This window comes from Christiangramia marina, from assembly GCF_048285865.1.
GTDB classification, from domain to species: domain Bacteria; phylum Bacteroidota; class Bacteroidia; order Flavobacteriales; family Flavobacteriaceae; genus Christiangramia; species Christiangramia marina.
On sequence record NZ_JBLVTK010000003.1, the window covers coordinates 348,900 to 351,174 of the forward strand.

At 41.8% G+C, this 2,275-nt stretch carries 1 protein-coding gene; it reads right to left on the reverse strand.

Annotated features, from left to right (window positions below; genetic code table 11):
• Window positions 1-74: 74 nt before the first annotated feature.
• Window positions 75-2,275 (reverse strand): xanthine dehydrogenase family protein molybdopterin-binding subunit (locus ACNKXS_RS12410; protein ID WP_417921120.1); only part of this gene is annotated, 2,201 nt, incomplete at its 5' end.

The following is a 2,275-nucleotide window of genomic DNA, read 5'->3' on the forward strand; positions in this document are numbered from 1 at the left end:
GTCTCGCTACAAAAAAAGGGATTTCGTATTTTCGAAATCCCTTTTTACTTTTTATAATTTTTCTATTTCTTGATCTACACTAACTTATCCAGTGTGATTGGCAATTCTCGCACACGTTTACCGGTAGCATTGTAGATCGCATTGCAAATTGCAGAAGCAACTCCTACAATACCAATTTCACCCAGACCTTTAGCTCCCAGCGGATTCACGATTTCATCATGTTCTGGAACGAATATCACTTCAAGATCCTGAATATCTGCTTGTACTGCAACATGATATTCAGCAAGGTTCGCATTCATGATTCGGCCATTACGACTATCCATCATTCCTTCTTCTTCTAGCGCCATACTAATTCCCCAGGTGATACCACCCAGAATCTGACTTTCAGCCGTCTTGGGATTAAGAATCTTACCTCCTGCTATCGCACTCACAACTCTGGGAACCGTGATCATTTTAGTATCCTTATCGACATGAACCTCTACCATAACACAGGAATGTGAATAGCAGGAATACTTACTGCGATCATCTGCGGGTTGAGAATTAACGCTGGTCTCCACAGATTTCTGACCGGAAGCAGCTAAAATTTCAGAATAACTAAATCGGGTAGATTTTACGCTCAGATGTCTATTACTGAACTCCGCTTCTTCGAATATTGCTCCCTTTAGTTCTTCTGGAAAACTCTGTTGAGCGTATCCAAATATTTTCTTCTGAAGCGCATGACAAACAAGTTTTACTGCTGAACCTACTGAAGATGCTGTCCAGGATCCCCCTTCAATTGGAGCCTTCGGCAAACTAGAGTCTCCAAGCTGAAATTCTACATCTTCCAATGGAATACCTACAATTTCCGCCGCTATCTGTGACATGATCGTATATGTTCCAGTACCAATATCTGCCGTCCCACTACTAACTGTAAGTTTCCCTTCAGAAGTTAATATAGCTTTCGCTGAAGATTCCTGCTGCAAAGCTTCCCACACTCCAGTGGCCATTCCATAACCAACAAGATTATTACCATCCTGCATGCTTCCAGGCTTTGCAATTCTTTTCTCCCAGCCAAAACTTTCTGATGCTTTGAGGAAAGCAGCTCTTAATTCCTTACTGGAATAAGGCTTACCTTCATTTTGATCAATATCAGCATAATTTATTAAACGGAACTCCAGCGGATCTACCCCAGCTTCAATGGCCAGTTCATCAATAGCGCACTCCAGGGCATACATTCCTGTAGCTCCTCCGGGTGCTCGCATATCCATAGGCGTATATACATCCAAAGGCACGAGTTGGTAATCCAGTTTAACGTTATCACACTGGTACATCATTCCAGACCAGTCCACAACGGTCTCGTTGAACATTTCAAACCTTGAAGTTTCTCCAAATGCCTCGTGATTTATTGATTTCAATTTGCCTGATTCATCTGATGATAGTTTTAAACGCTGTAAACAAGCAGGCCTGTGCCCAAAAGTGAACATTTGAGTTCTGGTCATTACAACCTTCACCGGCAAATTTAGAACTTTCGAGGCCATCGCAGCACAGAAGAGTTGATATTGTGGTCTTAAACCAGACCCAAATCCGCCACCTACAAAAGGAGACAATACCCTGACCTTTTCTTTTTCCAGATTGAAGATCCCTGAAATATATTGCTGACTGCTTCCAACTCCCTGTATTTTATCATAAATGGTAAAGCCCTGCTCCTCTGCATTCCAGATCGCTACGGTCGCAAAAGTCTCCATAGGATTTTGATAATGGCGAGGCAAATAATATTCTACATCTACCTGATGTTTAGAAGATTCATAAGCTTTTGCGGCATCACCTCTGGGCTCTGGTGGATCAGGAACGTCCTCTCTCGTCGCATTCTGGAGATTTGCTTTAAGATCAACCTCACAACCTTCCTCTTTTTCATAATCTATTTTAACCAGTCCGGCGGCATATGCGGCTGTTTCGAAAGAATCTGCAACGATTAGCGCAACCGGTTGCCCGTTATACAGAATGTCTTCATTATAGAATGGTCTGAAAGGATTACCGGGAGGAGCCAGAGGATCTGTATAATCTGAATCTATCTTAACTTCTTCCGGGATATTTTTATGGGTAAACACCTGTCGAACTCCCGGCACTTTTAAAGCCTCTTTATCATTAATAGCAACAATTTTACCTCTGGAAATAGTACTATTGATAATATATCCATGTACTAAATGCTCAGGATTGAATTCAGCGCTATAGGTAGCATTCCCTGTTACTTTTTCTATACCATCTACCCTTCTGGTAGGTTTCCCTATATATTTTG